Annotated in this window: 18 protein-coding genes; 3 read left to right on the top strand and 15 right to left on the bottom strand. The window is 39.3% G+C overall.

Going from position 1 to position 21,222, the window contains the following annotated elements; all coding sequences use genetic code 11:
• Position 1: 1 nt before the first annotated feature.
• The 7 genes from GJ691_RS06140 to GJ691_RS06110 form a co-directional block, all read right to left on the bottom strand.
• Entirely contained in the window at positions 2–409 is a 408-nt protein-coding gene (locus GJ691_RS06140; protein ID WP_154364887.1) for a sugar 3,4-ketoisomerase, read from the bottom strand.
• On the bottom strand, positions 396–812 hold the full coding sequence (locus GJ691_RS06135) for a sugar 3,4-ketoisomerase (RefSeq protein ID WP_154364885.1): 417 nt from the start codon (positions 810–812) through the stop codon (positions 396–398). The genes GJ691_RS06140 and GJ691_RS06135 overlap by 14 nt, the downstream gene beginning before the upstream one ends.
• Positions 809–1,675: a glucose-1-phosphate thymidylyltransferase RfbA gene (gene rfbA / locus GJ691_RS06130; protein WP_154364883.1), complete on the bottom strand. Its 867-nt coding sequence runs from the start codon at positions 1,673–1,675 to the stop codon at positions 809–811. The genes GJ691_RS06135 and rfbA overlap by 4 nt, the downstream gene beginning before the upstream one ends.
• A 3-nt stretch (positions 1,676–1,678) precedes the next feature.
• Positions 1,679–2,746 (bottom strand): dTDP-glucose 4,6-dehydratase, encoded by a 1,068-nt coding sequence (rfbB, locus tag GJ691_RS06125; RefSeq protein WP_154364880.1) that lies wholly within the window; start codon positions 2,744–2,746, stop codon positions 1,679–1,681.
• Between the two features lie 513 nt (positions 2,747–3,259).
• A complete protein-coding gene (locus tag GJ691_RS06120; protein ID WP_154364878.1) occupies positions 3,260–3,997 on the bottom strand; it encodes a tyrosine-protein phosphatase in 738 nt (245 codons plus the stop codon).
• A gap of 163 nt (positions 3,998–4,160) precedes the next feature.
• Complete coding sequence (gene ppdK / locus GJ691_RS06115; RefSeq protein WP_154364876.1) at positions 4,161–6,890, bottom strand: pyruvate, phosphate dikinase; 2,730 nt, start codon at positions 6,888–6,890, stop codon at positions 4,161–4,163.
• A gap of 236 nt (positions 6,891–7,126) precedes the next feature.
• Entirely contained in the window at positions 7,127–7,561 is a 435-nt protein-coding gene (locus tag GJ691_RS06110; protein WP_154364874.1) for a hypothetical protein, read from the bottom strand.
• A gap of 474 nt (positions 7,562–8,035) precedes the next feature.
• Between GJ691_RS06110 and GJ691_RS06105 the strand changes: the two genes are divergently transcribed.
• Positions 8,036–9,601 (top strand): protein adenylyltransferase SelO, encoded by a 1,566-nt coding sequence (locus GJ691_RS06105; RefSeq protein WP_154364872.1) that lies wholly within the window; start codon positions 8,036–8,038, stop codon positions 9,599–9,601.
• 133 nt (positions 9,602–9,734) lie between these two features.
• Positions 9,735–10,232, top strand: coding sequence for a peptide-methionine (S)-S-oxide reductase MsrA (gene msrA, locus GJ691_RS06100; RefSeq protein WP_246200128.1), 498 nt, complete (start codon positions 9,735–9,737; stop codon positions 10,230–10,232).
• Between the two features lie 108 nt (positions 10,233–10,340).
• Here the strand turns inward: msrA and GJ691_RS06095 are convergent, their stop codons facing one another.
• The 7 genes from GJ691_RS06095 to GJ691_RS06065 all read right to left on the bottom strand — a co-directional run bounded on the left by GJ691_RS06095 (position 10,341) and on the right by GJ691_RS06065 (position 18,598).
• The gene (locus tag GJ691_RS06095; protein ID WP_154364870.1) at positions 10,341–12,539 is read right to left on the bottom strand and encodes a xanthine dehydrogenase family protein molybdopterin-binding subunit; all 2,199 of its coding nucleotides are present in this window, start codon (positions 12,537–12,539) and stop codon (positions 10,341–10,343) included.
• 30 nt (positions 12,540–12,569) lie between these two features.
• A complete protein-coding gene (locus tag GJ691_RS06090) occupies positions 12,570–13,037 on the bottom strand; it encodes a (2Fe-2S)-binding protein (protein WP_154364868.1) in 468 nt (155 codons plus the stop codon).
• A gap of 188 nt (positions 13,038–13,225) precedes the next feature.
• Positions 13,226–13,726 (bottom strand): cupin domain-containing protein, encoded by a 501-nt coding sequence (locus GJ691_RS06085; RefSeq protein ID WP_154364866.1) that lies wholly within the window; start codon positions 13,724–13,726, stop codon positions 13,226–13,228.
• A gap of 35 nt (positions 13,727–13,761) precedes the next feature.
• Positions 13,762–14,214, bottom strand: coding sequence for a nuclear transport factor 2 family protein (locus tag GJ691_RS06080; RefSeq protein ID WP_154364864.1), 453 nt, complete (start codon positions 14,212–14,214; stop codon positions 13,762–13,764).
• A 21-nt stretch (positions 14,215–14,235) separates the two neighbouring features.
• Positions 14,236–15,312 carry an alpha/beta hydrolase gene (locus GJ691_RS06075; protein WP_154364861.1) on the bottom strand — a complete coding sequence of 359 codons (1,077 nt, stop codon included), beginning with the start codon at positions 15,310–15,312 and terminating at the stop codon, positions 14,236–14,238.
• A complete protein-coding gene (locus GJ691_RS06070; protein ID WP_179955041.1) occupies positions 15,309–16,418 on the bottom strand; it encodes a carboxymuconolactone decarboxylase family protein in 1,110 nt (369 codons plus the stop codon). Before GJ691_RS06070 ends, GJ691_RS06075 begins: the two co-directional genes overlap by 4 nt.
• A gap of 62 nt (positions 16,419–16,480) precedes the next feature.
• On the bottom strand, positions 16,481–18,598 hold the full coding sequence (locus tag GJ691_RS06065; RefSeq protein ID WP_154364860.1) for a DUF5916 domain-containing protein: 2,118 nt from the start codon (positions 18,596–18,598) through the stop codon (positions 16,481–16,483).
• Between the two features lie 252 nt (positions 18,599–18,850).
• Here GJ691_RS06065 and GJ691_RS06060 point away from each other — a divergent pair, with 252 nt between their 5' ends.
• Positions 18,851–19,762 (top strand): helix-turn-helix domain-containing protein, encoded by a 912-nt coding sequence (locus GJ691_RS06060; RefSeq protein WP_154364858.1) that lies wholly within the window; start codon positions 18,851–18,853, stop codon positions 19,760–19,762.
• 42 nt (positions 19,763–19,804) lie between these two features.
• Here the strand turns inward: GJ691_RS06060 and GJ691_RS06055 are convergent, their stop codons facing one another.
• Entirely contained in the window at positions 19,805–20,809 is a 1,005-nt protein-coding gene (locus GJ691_RS06055) for a sugar kinase (protein ID WP_154364856.1), read from the bottom strand.
• Between the last annotated feature and the right edge of the window lie 413 nt (positions 20,810–21,222).

The raw sequence follows: 21,222 nt of genomic DNA, 5'->3' as shown, positions 1-21,222 counted from the left end.
TTTATCGCTTAGTAAATTCTAGAAATGAATCGTAATTCCGTAAATAATCATTTTCGTCATAGGTATGCGAAGCTAAAACCAGACAAATGGCTCCTGAAGAAAAGTTCACCTCCGATGCCCAGATACCTGGAGGAATGTGTAAACCTCTGTAGGGTTGATTGAGCATAGCGGTTTTTTTTACCTTTCCATCATCCAATTGAACCTCGAAACTACCTGATGCGGCAATTAAAAATTGATGACACTGCTTATGTGCATGGGCCCCCCTGCTTTCCCCTCCTGGAATATCATACAAATAGAATACACGCTTGGCCTCAAATGGTATTTCTACATTATTCTCAATGGGTGTAATATTGCCTGATCTATTTTGAATGCGAGGCAGTTCTATGAGAGAACAATCAAATACTGTCATTTTCCTTCGATTTTAATTTTATAAACTCATCTTTGTCCCTTATATAATCTTTTTCATCATAAGATGTGCTGGATACAACCAATGCCAATGTGTTCGTAGCGAAATTTTCCATACGACGCCATAATCCATTGGGAATATACAGTCCGTAATATGAGCGGTTCAATGAGTATTTTTTCTCTTCCGAACCATTAAACACGGCAACATCCAAACTACCGGACAAAACTACGATAAATTCATTTTGTTCTTTAAAGGCATGACCACCCCTAATTTCACCCCCGGGCACGTCATAAATCCAATAGGTCCGTTTGATCTCAAAGGGAATTTGATTGTTGCTTTCAAAAAAGCTCAGGTTTCCCCTTGGGTCAAGAATCTTAGGTAATTCAATTATTTGCGCTTCTTTCATGCTTCGGATATTGCTTTCAAAATGTACGACCCATAACCACTTTTGCCATATTTTTCAGAAATTTTTATGGCTTGATTCTTATCAATATAGCCATGCAAATACGCGATTTCTTCAATACAAGCGATTTTATTCCCGGTTCGTTTTTCCATTACCCTTACAAATTCAGAAGCGTCATCCATGGCGTCTACTGTGCCGGTATCTAACCAAGCCATTCCTCTTTCCATGATACCGACTTCCAAATCTCCAGTTTCCAGATACATTTGATTAAGACTGGTAATTTCTTTTTCCCCTCTTGCAGATGGTTTTACTTTTTTTGCATATTCTACTACTTTGTTGTCATAGAAATATAATCCAGGAATGGCATAGGAAGACTTTGGAAGTTGGGGTTTCTCTTCAATACTGATGACCTTTTCGTCTTTATCGAACTCAACCACGCCGTACCGTTCTGGATCATTCACCGGATATGCAAAAATTGAGGCACCATCAATATTGGTTTTACTCCTTAATAGTCTTCCTAGTCCATGGCCATAAAATATATTGTCCCCTAAAACAAGGGCCACCCTATCGTTACCAATGAATTTTTCACCTATTATAAAAGCCTCAGCCAATCCGTTAGGCTCGGGTTGTACGGCATATTCGAATTTGCAACCTACTTGTGAACCATCCCCTAAAAGGTTCTGAAATGCCATTTGGTCATGAGGTGTGGTTATTATAAGTATTTCCCGGATTCCTGCTATCATTAAAACAGATAAAGGATAATATATCATGGGTTTATCATATACAGGCAGCAATTGTTTACTGATTGATATGGTAATTGGGAAAAGCCTAGTTCCTGAACCTCCTGCTAAAATTATTCCTTTCATCTTTTATTGATATTGTTTTGCATAATATTTTTGATAGGCCCCACTGGTAACATTGTTTAGCCACTCTTCGTTTTTTAAGTACCAATCTATGGTTTTTGATAAGCCTTCCTCAAAGGTTACTGTCGGACTCCAATCCAACTCCTTGTTGATCTTACTGGCATCAATGGCATAACGTAAATCGTGTCCAGGACGGTCTTTTACATAGGTTATAAGTTGCTCACTACTTCCTTTTTCACGTCCTAATTTTTCATCCATATGTTGACAAAGTAATTTTACCAAGTCAATATTCTTCCATTCATTGAAACCACCGATATTATAGGTCTCTTTGTCCGTTCCCTTATGATAAACAAGGTCTATTGCAATAGCATGGTCAATTACATATAGCCAATCCCTTGTATAATTTCCATCCCCGTAAACAGGTAATGGTTTATGATGAATTATATTATGAATGAACAGGGGTATTAATTTTTCCGGAAATTGGTTTGCCCCATAATTATTAGAGCAATTGGTAATCACATAAGGAAGATGGTATGTTTCCCCATAAGCCCGTACGAAATGATCCGAACTTGCCTTTGATGCCGAATAAGGGGAATTAGGGTCATAGGAAGTTGTTTCTTTAAACAATCCTGTTTTGCCCAAAGTTCCATATACCTCATCCGTACTTATATGGTAAAAACGCTTTCCTTTCCAGTCTTTATCCCATAATTCCTTAAATGCATTCAAAAGGATCATGGTACCTAAAATATTGGTTTTGGCGAATGCCAAAGGGTCGTTTATCGACCGGTCTACATGGGACTCTGCCGCGAGGTGTATTACGCCCTCAAAACGATATTCCTTGAAAATCTTATTAATAAAATCTTCATCTGTAATGTTTCCTTGAAGAAAATGATAATTTTCTTCATTTTCAACATCCTTTAGATTTTCTAAATTCCCAGCATAAGTTAATGCGTCCAAATTGTAAATTTGATAGTCGGGATATTTTGTAACAAATCTGCGAATGACATGGGAACCTATAAAACCAGCACCTCCGGTTACTAAAATATTTTTACTAGAATTACTTTTCTTTTGCATATTATAGGTAATTATACTTACTTTTTATATTCTGATTTCTTCAGAAGAAACTCTTAAATCAATTATTTATTTTAAAGTTCTAGCTAAATTTGAGAAATGTTCGATAAGCATTTATAAATCGAAGATATTGCACTTACAAAGGTTTGTATTCTAAAACTCGTTTAAGTACGAAAAAAATATTTTATCTACACTTTTCTGTGTGTTTTCATCCCGTAATAAGAAACTTCTTTCATTTTTAAATCATTTAAAATAGCTGTAGTTCAAAATTTTATAGGTCTTTTAAATGGAATTGTGCCTAGCATTTTTATCAAACTTTACCTTCAAAAACGATTTTAAACAAATTTTAATTTCAACAGGAATGATTAAGATTAAACCAAATGTTTCTTATATAAATAATTAGAAGGATTGTCCTTTATCGTTAATGGTGTTAAGGACTCCAACTTGGGTTACGGTGGTAAATACGGATATGGCTATGGCAAAACCACCAAAAAGTGGTGGAAGTTTTAACCTCTTTTAAAAAGAATTATTCGTTTTAAGGAGTATAGGTTTTAGTAGTTCCATTGTTTTGGTATCTACCTGTACTTCCTTAAGACTGTTCAATTGCCGTTTATTATGAACATCGGTCGCAGCAAAGTCTATTAATCCCTTGCTCAATAATTTCATGGCCATTTGTTGTACTTCTTTACCATAGTACTTGCTTAATGAAAGTAAGTTCAACTGATAGAGTACTCCCTGCTTTTTATATGCTTTATGGAATCCCATCTTTGAATGTAGGTAAAGGTATCTTTCCGGGTGGGCCAAGATGGTGAAATACCCTTTTTGCCTGATTTTTTCCAACGCCTCCTCAAAATTGATGGACGCCTGTAAATAAGACATCTCAACCAAGAGGTAATTGCCTCCCAATGGCATGATCTCATCCCGTTCCAGAATAGCTTCAAAATTGTCATCGATCATATGTTCGGCTGCGGCCCGAATAGAGACATCTTTCAATTTGTGTTGTATCAATTCATTTTTTACAACAATCAAAGCTTCCTTAATGGATTTTGGATCGTTCGGGTAATAATTGTTCATAATGTGTGGCGTTGCAATGAAATCGGTAACTCCGATTTCTCCAAAGCCTTGGATCAGCTCAATGGATTCATCAACATTTTTTGACCCATCATCAATACCCGGTAAGATGTGATTGTGAATATCAATAAAACCTTCTAAATAATCGACTAGAAAATTTTTCTTTTTGAAAAAGTCAAACATTATTCAAATTAATTTGTAGCTACACTACAATCGTGTAGTTTGGAAACAACAAATATAGTACTTCTATTTTGAGTGTTACAGCGATTAATGAACCTTTAGTTCGTTTAAACAATAAAGGCTTTACAGTGTTGTAAAGCCTTTATTAAAAATAATAATAGCATTGTTAAGCTTTTGCTTTAATGGCGGCCTGAGCAGCGGAAAGTCTTGCTATAGGCACTCTAAAGGGCGAGCAACTAACATAATTCATACCTGTTTTGTTACAGAATTCCACTGAGCTTGGTTCTCCACCATGCTCACCACAAATACCTACTTTTAGGTTCGGTTTGGTGCTTCTGCCCCTTAACGTTCCCATTTCCACTAGTTGGCCAACGCCTTCTTGATCCAATACTTCGAAAGGATCGTGGGTAAGGATCCCTTTTTCAAGGTATACATTCAAGAATTTACCGGCATCGTCCCTGGAATAGCCCAAGGTCATCTGTGTTAAATCATTGGTTCCAAAAGAAAAGAAATCCGCATGTTCGGCAATCTTATCGGCCATTAATGCGGCACGTGGAATCTCGATCATTGTACCGACCAAATACTCGATGCTGTCATTTCTTTCTTTAAAAACTTTATTGGCAGTTTCGGTAATGATCTTTTTCTGTTCTATGAACTCATTAGCGGTTCCTACGAGCGGCACCATTATTTCAGGTTTGGCCACTATGCCTTTTTCCTTTAAGTTCAGTGCAGCCTCTATGATCGCCCTGGTCTGCGTTTCCGTGATTTCAGGGTAGGTGTTACCCAGCCTACATCCCCTATGCCCCAACATGGGGTTGAATTCCTGTAGTTCGGCCACTTTATTTTTGACTGCGGCCAAGGAAATATGCATATCTTCGGCCAATTCTTTTTGTGTTGCCAATTGATGGGGAACAAATTCATGTAATGGGGGATCCAATAAACGAACGGTTACCGGTAACCCTTGCATAGCTTCGAAGATACCCTCAAAGTCACTTCGTTGCATAGGAAGTAATTCTTCCAACGCATGTTTTCTTCCTTTAACGGTATCGGCCAATATCATTTCACGCATGGCTTTAATCCGGTCTACTTCAAAGAACATATGTTCCGTTCTTGTGAGCCCGATACCTTGTGCCCCGAAGTTTCTTGCGATGGCCGCATCTTTGGGGGTGTCGGCATTTGTACGCACTTCCATGGTACTGTATTTATCCGAAAGTTCCATAATTTCCCCAAATTCACCACTTAATTCGGGTTCCATAGTGGCGACTTTACCTTCGATGATGTTCCCGGTAGATCCATTTAGGGAAATCCAATCCCCTTCATGAAATTCCTTGCCATCGACTCTTAGAACCCTATTCTTATAATCGATTTTTAAGGCTCCTGCCCCTGAAACACAACATTTGCCCATACCACGTGCCACAACGGCTGCATGGGAGGTCATACCACCACGAGCGGTTAAGATTCCCTTAGCGACATTCATACCCTCTAAATCCTCAGGAGATGTTTCTATTCGTGTTAATATGGTATTCTTGAATTTTTTGGCCTCATCAGCAAAGAAAACGATCTGACCGGTTGCCGCACCTGGGGATGCAGGTAACCCTTGTGCAATTACATTGGCTCTTTTCAAGGCTTTCGTATCAAAGACAGGATGCAATAATTCATCCAATTTATTGGGCTCAATACGTAATAAGGTTTCTTTTTCATCTATAACTCCTTCTTTAAAGAGGTCCATCGCTATTTTGACCATTGCGGCACCGGTTCGCTTACCTATTCGTGTTTGTAGGATCCACAATTTACCGTCTTGGATGGTAAACTCCATATCTTGCATATCGGAGTAATGGTCTTCCAGTTTTTGTTGGTACTCATTGAGTTCGGCATATATAGAAGGCATCAATTCTTCCAAAGAAGGATAATTCTCAGCTCTATCCGCTTCTTCAACCTTAGCTAGTTCTGCCCAACGTTGTGACCCCAATTTTGTAATCTGCTGTGGGGTTCTTACCCCGGCTACAACATCCTCTCCTTGGGCATCAATTAGGTATTCGCCATTAAAAACATTCTCACCTGTACCTGCGTCACGGGTAAAGCAAACGCCCGTACCGGAATTGGTTCCCATATTACCGAAAACCATGGCCTGTACATTCACAGCTGTACCCCAGTCACCAGGATAATTATGCATTTTACGATAATATTTGGCCCTATCACCGTTCCAACTATCAAAAACGGCCATTACTGCTCTCCACAATTGATCCCAAGGATCGGTAGGAAAATCATGACCGGTTCGTTTTTTTACGGCATCTTTGAAGTCATAGACCAAATCCTGTAAATCCTGAACCGTGAATTCAGTATCCAACTCTATATTTCTTTTATCCTTAAGGTGCTCCATTATTTCCTCAAAAGGATCAATATCTTCTTTGGTATGGGGTTTCATTCCTAGAACAACACCACCGTACATTTGAATGAATCTACGGTATGAATCCCAAGCGAATCGCTCGTTATTGGTTTTCTTTACCAAGCCTAGTACTGCTTGGTCGTTAAGTCCAAGGTTAAGAACGGTGTCCATCATTCCCGGCATGGAAACCCGAGCACCGGATCGTACGGAAATCAACAATGGATTCTCGGAATCCCCGAATTTAGTGCCCATTGTTTTTTCGATGGATTCGATAGCCGATTCAACACTTTCCTTAAGTTCATTGATCACTATATCTTTTCCTAGGGTGTTATATTCCGTACATACCTCTGTGGTAATTGTGAATCCTGGGGGCACGGGTATACCAATTGCACTCATTTCGGCTAAGTTGGCCCCTTTACCTCCTAGAAGGTTTTTCATTTTACTGTTCCCATCAGCTTTTTTATCTCCAAATAGGAATACTCTTTTTTTTATTTCTGTTAAGGTTTCCATAAGAATTTATATTAGTATGTATTCTACCAAATTTAAAGACTTAGAAAACCAAATCTCATGACATTTATCATGATAACTACCTCTGTGTAACCTAGGTTACAAAATTATTGTACTTAAAACGGGGTTTTTATTTGGTTATTGAATTTTTATTTAAAAATTTTCATTCTTGACTAAATTTTATTTCATCTACATTCTAAAAAGAATGGTTTTACAATTACTGTTTCGTGAGAGGTGGTTTAAAAAATATGGGATATATTTATTGTTTTCGAGCATTGGCGGATACTCCCTGAATGATCCTGAATTCTTACAGTGATATTTTTTTCGAATTCGCTTGAATCTTTAGGCTTGTCATAAACATGTAATGCTTCGTATCTTCTTTTTGGGAGGGAAATAGGTAATCCCAATTCCGGTGAATCGGTATAGTTTATTTCATGATTAAAGGATATTCTGTCAGTTTCAAAATCACCCCATGATATCCATAATCGTCTTGCTGATTCTATTTCAGCGAGTCTAACTTTAACCACGGTAATGTAGGTAGTCACATCTATTTCTAGACTGAAATCTGAAACTTCAGAATTCCAATGGCCCATATGTACTTCATCTTGATTTTGATAGCCCTTAATCTGACTTTCTCCCAAACCAAGACCTTCTGGTCGTTTTTCATGTTTCATATTCAAAATTCTTACAGGGGGGAGTTATAATGGGGAAAGTGGTTTAAAATTAAGAATTAAATTGACTTTTTATACTTACAATTGTGTAAATGGCTATTAATAACGAATTATTAACTAAATGTTAACGGTTTTCAAAGGATTCTACGACCTATTATAATTCTATTTATATTGGTCACATTCATTGTTTAGAAATTTGAATTAGGGAAGATGTACAAATATTCTTCAACTTGAATAGGAAATCCTTGTTTAATTGGCAGATTACTCTTGAGTAGGCTATAATGGTTTATTAACCATTAAGTTACAATATGTGCCAATAGGGTAGTTTCTTTTCTTAATTTGCCTTAGGTTATTAAGGCTTAAGGTAATTAGAATTTGGTCGGGTTCGTGATTTGAACCCATAAAGGCCTTGTTTTGTAATTGTTTTAAATATATAATGAAGATGGTATCTTTGATTCTAATTTAATAAATGTATTATTGAAATTAAAACTCAACATAGCGGATAAATTCAATAAGGAGCTTCCGGCTGATCCTAATGAGCGGAATACTAGAAGACAAGTACGTAACGCATGTTTCTCTTATGTTACCCCAAGAAAGCCTTCCGACCCTTCATTGGTGCATGTTTCACCAGAAATGGGAGAGACACTGGGGATAATGAATTCTATTGAGTCAAAAGATTTTTTAAATGTATTCTCGGGTGCCAAAGTAATGAAAGGAACAAAACCCTATGCCATGTGTTATGGCGGACATCAGTTTGGGAATTGGGCAGGACAGTTGGGTGACGGTCGGGCCATAAACCTTGCCGAGGTAGAAAATAATGGTAAAACATGGGCGCTTCAGCTCAAAGGGGCAGGGGAGACCCCATATTCTAGAACTGCAGATGGCTTGGCCGTTTTACGTTCTTCCATTCGGGAATATTTATGTGCCGAGGCCATGTTTTATCTTGGTGTACCCACCACCCGTTCATTATCCCTTGTATTAAGTGGTGATGAGGTTTTGCGGGATGTTATGTATGACGGTAACCCTGCCTATGAAAAAGGAGCTATAGTATGTCGGGTGGCACCATCTTTTATCCGTTTTGGGAATTTTGAGATATTGGCGGCACAAGAGGATGTGAAAACCTTACGTGAATTAACCGATTTTACCATAAAGCACTATTTTTCATATTTGGGCAAACCTTCCAAGGATACTTATTTGGCTTTTTTTAAGGAAGTTGCCGTGAAAAGCCTGGAAATGGTGATGCATTGGCAACGTGTAGGTTTTGTGCATGGGGTAATGAATACCGATAATATGTCCATTTTAGGCCTTACCATTGATTATGGCCCTTATGGATGGTTAGAGGGGTATGATCACGGGTGGACACCCAATACAACTGATAAAGCACATAAGCGTTATAGGTATGGCACCCAACCTCAGGTTGTTCTATGGAACCTATTGAAACTAGCAAATGCCTTATATCCACTTATTGAAGAAGCGGAACCTCTACAGGCCGTACTTGCAGAATATCAAGATGAGTTGAAAGTGGCTTATCTGAACATGATGAAATCTAAGTTAGGTTTATATAAGACAGTTGAAAATGATCAGGATTTGGTAGATAAACTGGAAGATGTACTACAACTTTCAGAAACCGATATGACTATCTTCTTTAGATTGCTTACTGGTTTTAAAGGAGATGATTCCAATGATGGATTGGATTTGATAAAAGATGCTTTTTACCATCCTGAAGAAATTAAAGGTGAAGTTTCAAGACAATGGAAAGAGTGGTTTTTGGCTTATAGGGTACGTCTGAAATTAGAGGAGAAGAACGACGTTGAACGGGTTGAAGGAATGAATACCGTAAATCCTAAGTACGTACTTCGCAATTATATGGCCCAATTGGCCATTGATGCCGCCGATAAAGGGGACTACACTATTTTGGATGAACTTTTCAACCTCTTGAAGAAGCCTTATGATGAGCAGCCCGATAGCGGCAAATGGTTTGCCAAACGTCCCGAATGGGCAAGGAACAAAGTAGGCTGTTCTATGTTGTCCTGTAGTTCGTAGGTTTGTTTCTTACGAATCAGGATGATGATCGATCAAAAAAGATGTAAATAATCGCATCAACATGTAATTTTTTGAAATTAAAATTGACTAACATTCCCGTTATATTGATATTGCATTACAATTAAATTCTTAGATGATGAACAACGATAAAAAAGCATATATAGCCGGTGGGTGTTTTTGGGGAATGGAAGAACTTTTTAGAACACGCCCCGGAGTAAAGGATACCGAAGTAGGATATATCGGTGGGGAAAATGAACATCCGACCTATAAAAATCACCCCGGTCATGCCGAAGGTATAGAAATTACTTATGACCCTTCAGTTACCACATTTAAAGAGCTGCTGGATTATTTCTTTCGGATGCACAACCCCACAACCATTGATAGGCAAGGGAACGATTTAGGCTCTAGTTACCGTTCGGCCATTTTTTTTCAGAATGAAGAGGAAAAAGAACAAGCGCAGGAAGTCATGGCCATTGTTGACGCCTCACAAAAATGGGAAGGGAAAGTTGTGACGACCTTGGAACCCTATACGACGTTTTGGCCAGCAGAACCTGAACATCAAGATTATTTGGTGCGCAATCCTAATGGGTATACCTGCCATTTTGAGCGGTTTACTGAAAGTTTTTTATAAGATTTGGGATTTATATACCTATTCTATTTGAAGGGTAAATGATAATTTCAATAAAAAAAGGAGGGTAATTATTTACCCTCCTTTTTTATTACGTTGTATATTGGTTTTTTAGCCGATTACCTGCCGTTCCGTTGCAAAAGGTTGATGGTAATAGCGTTGTCCCGTGGCTTTGTACATGGCATTGGCCAATGCTCCGATTGCAGGGGGCAGACCTGGTTCTCCCAATCCGGTCGGGGCTATTTCATTCTCCACGAAGAACACTTCGATTTCTTCGGGTACTTGGGAATGGCGTATCAATTGGTACCTGTCAAAATTCATTTCACTGGCCGCACCATTGGCAAAGGTCAGTTTACTGTACATTGAATGTCCTATACCATCGATAACCCCTCCTTCGACCATATTTTTGGCCGCATCCCTGTTCACGACAATACCACAATCAACGGCGCACCACACTTTTTTGATTTTCGGTTGTCCGTTTACCATTATCATGTCAAAGACTTCGGCAACATAGCTGGAATGGCAAAAATAGGCGGCCACGCCTCGGTATACCCCTGGTTTTTCTTCTCCCCAATTCGATTTTTCTTTTACCATTTTCAAAACGCCGGCATAGCGTTCCGCCTCATAATCATGTTCTTCACCAACGGGATTGTTCATGGCCCTTTCAAACAATTCCAATCGAAAATCTATAGGGTCCTTACCGGCCAGTTCTGCTACTTCATCTAAAAACGATTGTTCGGCCCCTGCGGTAAAATTAGATCTTGGGGCCCTCCATGCCCCAGTGGTAACATTGGTTTTCCCATGAATTCTTTCCGCAACATAGTTTTCAACCGCTCCTGCAGGAAAACGTTTTGGAAATACAGGGCTTTCTGGTAATCCCGCACCTTTGACGGAAAAAGCGATAAGGTTATTGTTTTCATCCAAACCGGCCTTATACCTGGACCTATAGGTGGGTCTGTAGGTTCCTTGGGACATATCATCTTCCCTGGTATATATCAATTTTACCGGTGCGCCGATTCTCTTGGAAATGGCAGCAGCCTCGACCCCAAAATTAACATAGAGCCTTCTTCCGAAACCACCACCGATCCGGGTCATGTTCACCGTAATATTCTCGATGGGCATATCCAAAAGTTTTGATACCGATTTCTCCATTGCCTCTGGGGTTTGGGTAGGACCAATGAGCTCCGCGGAATTTTCGGTGACATGGGCAAAGAAATTCATAGGCTCCATCGTGTTGTGGGCAATGAAAGGGGCACTATAGGTTCGTTCTATGACTTTGGCTGCTTTTTTAAAGGCGGCATCTGGATTACCGTCTTTTCGAATTTCACTTGCTTTCCCCGATTCCAGGGCTTTTTCCAAGCGTTTGGTGTGAGTTTCGGAATCTTCCAATGCATCAACGGTTTCCCAATTGGCTTTAATGGCCTTTTTGGCTTGCATTAAAGGCCAAGTGGATTCCCCGACAATGGCGATAAGTTGTAAAAATCCTTTTTCATCGAACATTCCTGGTTCTGGCAACGTAGTATCAACAATAAATGCATCGGTAACCCCTGGCATGTTCTTGATTTCATCGACATTAAAATCCTTCACTGTCATGCCAAACGCGGGTGGGTGCTGTATCATGGCAATTTTCATGCCTTCCCTCTTAAAATCCAATCCGAACAAAGGTTCTCCTTTTAATATTTTCTTGCCATCTACATTTTTTTTGCTGGTACCTATCAGTCTGAAATCTTTTATTTCCTTAAGTTCAACTTCTTCGGGAATTTCAATACCTACAGCTTTCGAAGCTATTTCACCATATGAGACGGAGCGCTCACCATTGTTTTCATGAATCATTCCATCCTTGGCATCCACATCGGAAACTGCTAATCCCCATTCTTTGGCGGCAGCCTCCATTAGCATTCTTCTACCTGTAGCACCTGCCATTCGAAGGGCGTTCCAGCTCAATCGTATCGAAAGACTTCCACCTGCGAATTGATTTTGATAGAACCCAGTGTTCAGAGGTGCCTGTTCAACAATGACATTTTCCCAAGGTATGTCGAGTTCTTCTGCAACGATCATGGGCATTGAGGTCTTTACATTTTGACCGATTTCGGGATTGGGGGAATAAATGGTCACCACTCCGGTATCCCCTATTTTTATATAGCCATTGATATCAAACCATTCTTTAGGAACGGCCAATCCGGTTTTTTTATCCGGAGTAGCAGGTACGCAACCATTGAGCCAGCTAAAGCCGATGAGCATTCCCCCACTTGCGGCTGCGGATATCTTCATAAAAGAGCGTCGATTATAGGAGGTCTTAATACGTGTCATTTTTATTTTTTTAGGTTGTAGAAGGTAATTTTAAGCGTTTTCCATATTGGATGCCGCTGTTTTGATAGCCTTTTTTATTCGAGTGTATGTGCCACAACGACAGATGTTGCCATTCATGGAACCCTCGATTTCCTCATCGCTGGGATTCGGATTGCTGTTCAATAATGCGGTGGCCGACATTATCTGTCCTGCTTGGCAATACCCGCATTGATAAACATCATGTTCTAACCAAGCTTTTTGAACGGGGTGGTCAACATTTTCCGATAAGCCTTCAATTGTCGTGATTTCTTGATTGCCGACAGCGGAAACAGGCAATTGACAGGATCTTACCGCCATACCATTTACGTGTATGGTACACGAACCACACTGGGCAATGCCGCATCCGTACTTAGTGCCAACAAGATCAAGATGATCACGCAGTACCCAAAGAATAGGGGTAGAGGGGTCAACTTCCACTTGTTGCGATTTTCCGTTGATATTCAAATTAAAACTAGCCATGATTTAAGTATAAGTGAATGAATGAGTTGAAGTTACGAAATATAATCCTAGATAAACCAGTAGGATTGTTAAGGTGTTAATTAAAAAAATGTTAAATACTTATTGAATTAATAATCAATCCCTTAGCGTAAACAGGTTATGTTCAATTTTAATTTTGAATGTTTATATTAAGTGTATGAGGCAATTGATCATTCTGTACTTGTTAGTGAATTATATTCCTCGTCGGTAACAGGACGTAGCCATTCCGTAGGGCCATATTGTCTACCCGTTATTGCTATTTGTACAAATTCCCTATCAATACTGGCACCATGCCAATGAGGGGTATTTGCAGGGCATTTGACCACATCGCCCCTTTTTAATACCCTTAAAGGACTTCCTTCTTCTTGATAGTATCCTTCGCCATCAGTTACAAGTAGAATTTGTCCGGCCGGGTGAAGATGCCAGTTACTTCTCGCTCCGGGCTCAAAATGAACATTACCCACTGCATTGGTGTTGATACTATCCGCCTTGACCAATCCGGTTAAATAGGCATTGCCGATAAAATTGCTATTTTCGATCTTCATTCCTTTATCATATAGTAAAGCGGAAGATTCGATGGTTGAATCCTTGTTTTTTTGGGAATCGATTTTACAGGCCATATTCAAAATTAGGGTAGTGGCCATTAACAGTATGATTACATTAGATCTCATAGGGTTGTTTATTTCTTTGATATTATTCCACCTACTTACTCCCGAACCAGAAGTTTGCTAAAGGTCAAATCGGCCAGTTTCCAAGTATCGTTTTCTTTGGTATACACTTCTGTTACCATAAACGGATTTGTTACTTCATTACCCCCGACAACGGCCACAAGGGTAATTCGGTTCCAGATTATTGCGGTGTATTCATTCAGCACTTCTATCATCACTTCATGTACATCTGCCTTTTTGTAATGAATGCCTCCACTTTTGATGATATCCACTTCACGGTCCTTGCCCCATGTGCCTCCCATATGTACGAATTTGGCCTTATCATGGAAAAGAATGGCAAGACTGTCAGCATTTTTGTCCGCCATCCATTGCCACTTTTTCATTGAAAGTTCTTTGATTTCTTTTTTCGTGTCAACTTCTTGTGCAACGGACCATTGAAGACCGAATAGAATGCACATAAACACTAATAATTTTGTTTTTGATTGTTTCATTGTTGTTTTATTTTATGGATATTAATCCAGTTTTTTCTCTTGTAGCCAACTTGACATCAAGTTCGCAATTTGCACGTTGTTCAAGTCGGAAAACGGAAAATGGGTATTGCCTTTGATTCCGATTTCCGGTAGGTGTACAACCGTTACATCTCCGCCATGTTTGTTTACGGTGTCGCTCCATAGTCTTGCCATTTCCAATCTTGCACGCCAGCCATCGATTCCAGGATTTGGATCGGGCTTCTCAGGAATATTGTCGCCATAGTATATAATGATAGGGATCTTCGTCAGTTTTAAAAATTCTTCCTTGGGAACACCAAGAGCTTCTAATTGACCTGCTGAATTTGCAATAGGGGAAGGGACTTCACCTTCTGGAAAAAGAAAACCAGAGCCAGGTTCATAAGAAACAATGGCTTTTATTTTCGGGTTTTTTATAGCGGTTGCCCATCCGAAACCTCCGGAATGTGAGTGGGTAACCAGAATACCTTCCCCGATTTTATCAAAAAGTAGGGATACGGCATCAGTAATCACCTCCTTATCAAATCCTCCGATATTAGGGGTGATTTGCCTAAAATATTGATTCAAGGTTTCCTTATCTTCAGCAAACTGTACTCCTGGGAAATAGTTAGGCCATTCACCAATTCGAAATATATTGAACCAGAATTGCTCATCCGGGGTAGGTGTAATGGTGGCTAGTTCTGTACTTCGGCCTGCATTTCCCCTTCTTGGTTGGTTCATTAAATAAACGCTGTAACCACGTCGTAAAAATATGTTCTGGTAGCCTTCCCGTCCGTCAGGTGTAGTTTCCCATGTTTTCGAAAATTGACCGAAACCATGCCACATGACCAAGGGGTATTTTCGGGTTTCTAAAGGTATTTGGTAAAAAACGTAGGCATGGTCACCATGAAAAGTCTGACCTTCCGGTGTACGCTCTATAGGGTCAAACGTGCCAGGATTTTTAATGACCGAACCACCAATGGCAAAGCTACCTTGTCTCTCTATCATAATCGGCTCTTGCTTTTCGGAAGTTTGTGCCCTTAGGTGATTAAGAGGTACTAATGAAGCAAGTACTATTCCAAGTAGTGCAATTGGTTTTTTCATTGTTTTGATTTTTTGAATATTTCATCCATGGTTTCTACATCCAAACTTTCCATATCCACTAGCTGCAATGACTTTACCATTTTAACCGTTGAGGTTTTATAATGTTTGAAATGTGGTGTTTGCAGGTGGGATTCATATGCGCCTAAATCGGCATAGATTTCCAAAATCCTTAAATGACAAGGTTTTTCTTCCTCAAACATGGGAAAAATAGAGATGACCCCGGCCTCTAATTCTACTGAAGCTGCTGCTTCTTCCTTCAAAATAGCCTTGTACTCGTTAAGAAATTCGGGATGTACTTCTATTTCTGAAATGCGGATGATGAATTCCGATTTGTTTTCTCTTGGTTTGTCCCTTTTGTTTTCGTCAGCATCTTCGATAGAAAGTTTAAGACTTTCGAGTAATTGATCCAATACTTGTTTTGCTGCGCTTGTTTTATCCTTTTTGATGTATTGCTCCGTAATTTTAACCAAATGAGACAGTTGATTCGGGGTTATTCCTTGTACCAAACAAATATTCATATGGGAGCGTATCATGGGTTCTACCTTGCCTACGGCAATGAGGGCTGCTACCGTTGCAAGTTCGCGTTGTCTAAAATTGAGTACATCGCGTTCAAATATATCGGCAAATAGATGCTCTTTTAAGAAAACCTCTATCTCTGGGGAGAACTGGGCATATGCTTTTTGGGGTCCGTTCAACTTTGCATTGACCAGTTTTTCCAAGTTTTCTTTACCACGATCATACTTAGGCCTATTGTCCTTGATAAGGGAAGCTTCTTTACCCATAACATCGATGATCCCTCGCGCCTTTCGTTCATCCAGAACCGCAATTGCCGTTTGGAGTCCTCTAATACTTCGTGGAAAACCACAATAGGCATAAATATGCACGATAACCTCTTTGATTTCATTTACTGTTAAACCCACTTCTAGTCCATCGGTAATGGCCGTATTAAGATTTTCCAAATCTCCATTTGCGGTCAGTGTCGAAATGGTAACTATTGATTTTTCTTTCGCTGTCAGGACTTTGGGTTCACCTACATTTGAATAAAGGGTAAAGCTCATCAGAGAGATCAGACAGGTTAGCAATTTTAACGTTAACGTATTTTTCATGATGGCAATACTTAGGATTTATTCAAACTACAAATTAGGCTTTTTTATCCATATTGATTATTTTAAAGATTCAACCAATAAGTAAGTTTTAGGTTGATGGACCGAAACCTAGGGGCGAAAATTTCGGTGAAATAATTATCGTTGTAGACCAAATATAGATCTGACAATGGAGCAAAACGCCATTGTAGGCGAGAATTGATACCCAGATTGTTTCGTTGATTGCTGTATTGTATCAATGTAGACCAGAAAAGCTTTTTGTTGAAGGTCACGTTCATTCTGGGCGTAACCAACCAAATATCGGCACTTTCATAAGGTTCTGGTAGTCGAATACCGTCATAATCAATCGCCATGCCGAACTGCACCCAAGGTTGTATTCTATACGCAATTTGTCCTCCTAAAGAGACAATATCCCCATTGTAAAAACTACCCACAGTGGCATTGGCCCCATAGGTGAGCAGTTTAGTGTTGTTTGATTGGTATTCAAAATAGAATCGGTTAAAGCGATAGTCAGAGTTGATGGGTAATGGTACGGCATTCTCTGAACGGGTTGGGTCAAATTCATTGGAAAGAAAAATGTATTCATTGGAATAACCTAAGGTTAAATCGGATTGATTTTTGAATTCAGCAATCCAAGATGCGATTATTCGATTGTCCGTTTTTTTAAAATCACTGCTTGGTTTCCAGTAGTCGTTGTAAATAACCTGAAAACTATGTCTGTTCAAAAAATCCCTGTTTTTGGGATACAAATACCGTTGGACCAATGTTCCGAACTTAAAAATATCTTTTCGGGGCATATACCCTAAATCTGCCTGAAAACCTTCATTTACATAAAATGCCTCACTTCCGATATACCAATTGTTCTTGTTGTAAACCAAGGCGGCTTGTGATGCAAGATTACCTTTAGAATCGTTTGGTTGAAACGACTTATGTACATAGAACCTACCCGCCCATGTATTATCCTGGGTCGCCAAATTATAGTCAGCCCCGATTACCCTGTTATATGTTTCACTGTCATCCAAAAAAACATAGTCTCCAAAAGTCTGTCTGTTCACTATGAAAACCCCAATATTGGAGCGGCTTCCCAACTTTCTTTGCAAGGCGAACATCATATTATTGTCAGAGGCAATTTCATTATCGGGGTCTTCTTCGGTCTGAAGGTTTAAAAATCCTAACCGCCAATCTTTGTTTAAGTTTCCACTAAGACGGGCACCGGCTATTATTCGATTTTGGATTAAATTCCCGGAAGGATCCCTTGCCAATCCAATTCGCCTAGAAAAAAACGGACTGCCTTCACTGAAGTAATTTCCAAAAGAAGAAAATAGATCACTATTATCAATGAAGAATTGTCGCTTTTCAGGTAATAAAATTTCAAAACGTGTTAGATTGGTGAAAATATCATCTACTTCGACATTACTGAAATCGGGGTTAAATGTAAGGTCAAGGTTCATACCATCACCAATTGCAATTTTGGCATCACCACCGACTTTTAAGTCCGTTTTGGAGTCTTCGGTAACATAATCTTTATCACTGAGCGTATTAACATAAGGTATTAAGGCGATGGGGGTTCTCGATTTGCCTAGGGGGTTTTCAAATCTGAGTTCCCCCATATAGGCCAAGCTTGAGAGTTTTTGCTGTTGGGGTATACGGTTCCAAGTGGTTTGTTCGTTAGATTGGTGGTTCCAGCGATAGGGACGAAAGCGCCATTTTGTAGAACCCTCCGCAAATTTTAGTGAGGTAAAGGGTATGGCGATCTCTATAGTGTAATGGTCATCGAAGCGATGGGCCTCTGCTTGCCATTTTACATCCCAGGTGTTGTTAAAATCATCACCACCTGCAGAGACCAAACCTTCCCGTCGCACTCCGTAAGGGGTAACCCCAAAAAAGAAAGCCGTATTGCCATAACTGAAAGTGTCGAACAACAAAGAAAAATTATCATTGGTCAATGCACTAAAATCCCTTTTTAGAGAGGAAACCACATATTTGCCATTTGCCGCTTCGGCACGAACGCCTATAAAGAGGGTTTTTTCGGAATAAAGAATTTTGAAACTTGACTGGTATTTGGCCTGCTCGTTATCGGAAGGAAAGTATTGCCAAAAGTCCCCACCTGTTTCGGCTTCATCCCAAACAGCTTCATTCATATTACCGTCCAAGACAATTTCTTCCGTGATGTATTTGGCCATATGGCTTTTTTGGACATTTTGGCCTAAGGCAATATTAAACCCAAACAATAGGGCACCTGTTAAAAGAACCTTTTTTAGATTTAGATTATATGTTATTCTGGATTTATCCGTAACCATATTCCAAAAGTATTGATTGGATACCCGTTAAGTAATACCCAGATTACGGATGTTCATACCATTATTACGGATTTTACGATTGTTGTTTTAAATACTGATATCCAATATCTTATATTTACTTAAAATACCTTGGTTATGGCTAATATTCTACATATAAAATCGGTTGCCGATTATTTTAAATTGCGCAGATGTGTGGTGTTGCACCCGTTGGTAGGGATAATCGATTTTAATGATTTGGGCGAAGAAGGATATACCAATGACGGATATGATGCCTTTCATTATAAGTGTTACGCCATATTTTTAAAGGATGCTATGGGGTGTAAGATCACCTATGGAGGTAAACCCTATGATTATGATGAGGGTACCCTTGTTTTTTTGAGTCCTAACCAAACGATTGAATTAGGTGATTATGATCCCAATTACGTACCTAAAGGATACGCATTGCTATTTCATCCGGATTTGCTATTGGGAACCGATTTAGGAAAAAAAATGGACAATTATAGTTTTTTCTCATATTCTACCAAAGAGGCGCTCCATCTTTCTGCAAGGGAAAGAAAAGTAATTTTGGGGCTATTCGAAAAAATACAGTTTGAACTTGATCAGAATCTCGATAAGCATAGTAAAAAATTGATCGTGGCCAACATTGAACTTTTTCTGGATTATTGTGTACGTTTTTATGACCGTCAATTCCTTACTAGGGAGAATGTAAATAAGGGTTCTTTACAGGAGTTCGACAGTTTGTTGATGAACTATTTTACATCGGACAAACCACAAAAACATGGTACACCTTCTGTAGGATATTTTGCCGATCAACTTCATCTTTCTTCCAATTATTTTGGGGATATGGTCAAAAAGGAAACCGGGAAATCCGCACAGGAATATATTCAGGATAAATTGATAGAGGTTGCCAAGGAGAAGGTTTTTGACCCGGCAAAGTCAATAAGTGAGGTGGCTTATGAACTTGGCTTTAAATATCCACAACATTTTAGTAGACTTTTTAAACAAAGGGTTGGGTATTCCCCCAATGAATTTAGATCGTTGAATTAGGTTTGGGTATACTGTTCTTTCCCAATTAATGAAAGTGCCCTGTTATCTTCGAATGGCCCCAGAAGTATCACCCTTCATCAAGCTTATTACGTTGTCTAAGGATACGATATTCACATCGCCCAATATTGTATGTTTAAGGGCACATGCCGCAGTGGCAAAGTTCAATGCTTGCATGTCTTTCCCATAATGCAATAGACCATAAATTAGTCCGGCTGCATATGCATCTCCAGTGCCCACACGATCCACAACGTGGGTAACGTTCAAGGTCTCGGTTTTGATATATTCCGTACCGTTCCACATTTTACCTTGAATTTGTTGGTGTGATGCACTTATGGATCTTCTGGTCTTTCCCACTACTTTTTTGATTCTTGGAAAGGTTTCCATTAGTTGTTTGGCCATAAACCGAAATTTGTCCCCCGTTTGTCCAATGTTGAACATTTCATGAATTCCCCGACTGCTAGTGATTACAATATCACAATGCTCTACCAATTTCGGCATTACTTCTTGCATGGTTTTCCCATACTTCCACATATTTTTACGGGAATTAATATCCCCTGAAACGGTTATGCCCATTCTGTTCGCGGTTTTAATGGCTTCCAAACAACACATTGCGGCCCCATCGGAAATGGCCGGTGTTATTCCTGTCCAATGAAACCAATCCGCATCTTTAAGAACAACTTCCCAATCGATCATCGAAGGTTCTATTAAAGAAAAGGAAGACCCTTCCCTTTCATAAATGACTTCACTAGATCTATGAACGGCACCTTTTTCCAGAAAATACTTGCCTATCATATTTCCGCCATAGATAATATGTTCGGAGCTCAACCAGTGTTTACGTAAGAATTGTGTGGCTGCCTTACCAAGTGCGTTGTCAGGGAAACGGGTTACATGGGCCGCTTTCATTCCAAGATAGGCCAATGATATGGCTACATTTGCCTCGCCACCCCCATAAACAAGATCAAAAGAAGTTGCTTGGGAAAATTTTGAATACCCGGGAGGGGATAAACGCATCATTACTTCTCCGAATGTTATTACTTTTTTGGGCATACTTTAATTTTATTGGTTGACAGTATTGATAAATTGAACGATTCCAAGGCTTTTTTTTGTAATGGTTATTTGCCGATACAGAAATTATTTTTCTATATATTACTGGATGTTGAGGCGCATGAGGTACAATAAGTCTCGGAAGTTAGCACGGAAATTGGCTTTTTCAAATCTTCATTTTACTAATTTAAGGATTCCCCTTTAATCTCCCCATATTTTTATTCTTTTTGGATTGGCAATAAGAAATCAAGAGGGTAGTCTAAAATGGAAAAACTTTCAAACCTAAGAAGGGATGTATGTGTAGTTTATATGATAAGTACTAGGAAGGGGGTGGTAGTCTCGTTCAATATGCAACAATTTAAATATAAATTGGGGTTATAGCGTTAAAGGAGCAAAAGGGGAACGCTGCAGGTGTT

Origin of the sequence: Maribacter luteus (genome assembly GCF_009674825.1) — a bacterium.
GTDB lineage: Bacteria > Bacteroidota > Bacteroidia > Flavobacteriales > Flavobacteriaceae > Maribacter_A > Maribacter_A luteus.
The sequence above is the reverse complement of the archived record's forward strand: the minus strand, read 5'-3'. Positions and strand labels throughout refer to the sequence as shown.

Bases quoted from the DNA above. Each gene is read 5' to 3' on its own strand.
- GJ691_RS06140 (WP_154364887.1), bottom strand. From the start codon at position 409: ATGACAGTATTTGATTGTTCTCTCATAGAACTGCCTCGCATTCAAAAT.
- GJ691_RS06135 (WP_154364885.1), bottom strand. From the start codon at position 812: ATGAAAGAAGCGCAAATAATTGAATTACCTAAGATTCTTGACCCAAGG.
- rfbA (WP_154364883.1), bottom strand. From the start codon at position 1,675: ATGAAAGGAATAATTTTAGCAGGAGGTTCAGGAACTAGGCTTTTCCCA.
- rfbB (WP_154364880.1), bottom strand. From the start codon at position 2,746: ATGCAAAAGAAAAGTAATTCTAGTAAAAATATTTTAGTAACCGGAGGT.
- GJ691_RS06120 (WP_154364878.1), bottom strand. From the start codon at position 3,997: ATGTTTGACTTTTTCAAAAAGAAAAATTTTCTAGTCGATTATTTAGAA.
- ppdK (WP_154364876.1), bottom strand. From the start codon at position 6,890: ATGGAAACCTTAACAGAAATAAAAAAAAGAGTATTCCTATTTGGAGAT.
- GJ691_RS06110 (WP_154364874.1), bottom strand. From the start codon at position 7,561: ATGAAACATGAAAAACGACCAGAAGGTCTTGGTTTGGGAGAAAGTCAG.
- msrA (WP_246200128.1), top strand. From the start codon at position 9,735: ATGATGAACAACGATAAAAAAGCATATATAGCCGGTGGGTGTTTTTGG.
- GJ691_RS06095 (WP_154364870.1), bottom strand. From the start codon at position 12,539: ATGACACGTATTAAGACCTCCTATAATCGACGCTCTTTTATGAAGATA.
- GJ691_RS06090 (WP_154364868.1), bottom strand. From the start codon at position 13,037: ATGGCTAGTTTTAATTTGAATATCAACGGAAAATCGCAACAAGTGGAA.
- GJ691_RS06085 (WP_154364866.1), bottom strand. From the start codon at position 13,726: ATGAGATCTAATGTAATCATACTGTTAATGGCCACTACCCTAATTTTG.
- GJ691_RS06080 (WP_154364864.1), bottom strand. From the start codon at position 14,214: ATGAAACAATCAAAAACAAAATTATTAGTGTTTATGTGCATTCTATTC.
- GJ691_RS06075 (WP_154364861.1), bottom strand. From the start codon at position 15,312: ATGAAAAAACCAATTGCACTACTTGGAATAGTACTTGCTTCATTAGTA.
- GJ691_RS06070 (WP_179955041.1), bottom strand. From the start codon at position 16,418: ATGAAAAATACGTTAACGTTAAAATTGCTAACCTGTCTGATCTCTCTG.
- GJ691_RS06065 (WP_154364860.1), bottom strand. From the start codon at position 18,598: ATGGCCAAATACATCACGGAAGAAATTGTCTTGGACGGTAATATGAAT.
- GJ691_RS06060 (WP_154364858.1), top strand. From the start codon at position 18,851: ATGGCTAATATTCTACATATAAAATCGGTTGCCGATTATTTTAAATTG.
- GJ691_RS06055 (WP_154364856.1), bottom strand. From the start codon at position 20,809: ATGCCCAAAAAAGTAATAACATTCGGAGAAGTAATGATGCGTTTATCC.